Consider the following 638-nt stretch of genomic DNA (forward strand, 5'->3'; position numbering starts at 1 on the left):
GTCGACGCCCCCTGCGCGCCGCTGCCGGACGGCCACGTCACACGCTGCTTCCGGATGAGTCTCAGCCCGCCGGAGAAGACCCTCATCGACGAGATCTCGCTGGTCGCGGAGGCTCTGGAGGAGTTGCGCGCGGCGGCACGGTGAAGCACCGTCCGTGCGGCAGCGCGGTTTGGGAGGACCCACCCGGTGAGCCGCCAGACTCGGTGAGCCGCCACGTGTACGGGCCCCCGGCCGCGAGTCCGACCGGGGCTTCGAGTCCCTCCGCCGGGACGGGACCGCCGCTGGTCAGCCCAGTTGGCGGACGGCCTCCGTCGCGATGCGCTCGAAGACGGCTTCGTCCGCGGCGAAGTCGGAGCCGGGGATCGGCCAGTGGACCACGATCTCGGTGAACCCGGTCTCGCGCTGCCGGCCCGCGAAGTCCACGAAGGCGTCCACCGAGTCGAGCATCGTGGAGCGGTCCGGGGTGAAAGCGGTGAGCAGGACCTTGTCCAGCTCGGCCACATCCCGCCCGATCGTTCCGCACGCCGCCCCGAGCCTCGCGACCTGGCCGCGCAGCGCCTCGTCCGACTGCTCCGGCGTGCCCTCCTCGTAGAGCTTGGGATCGCCCGTGGTCACCCACGCCTGCCCGTACCGCGCGG

At 72.6% G+C, this 638-nt stretch carries 1 pseudogene; it reads right to left on the bottom strand.

What is annotated here, in order from left to right:
- Positions 1 to 285: 285 nt before the first annotated feature.
- Positions 286 to 638, bottom strand: a pseudogene (locus J1C73_RS27235) (LLM class flavin-dependent oxidoreductase); the annotation flags it as partial.

It is taken from the genome of Streptomyces laculatispora, from assembly GCF_017353455.1.
GTDB classification, from domain to species: Bacteria; Actinomycetota; Actinomycetes; order Streptomycetales; family Streptomycetaceae; genus Streptomyces; species Streptomyces laculatispora.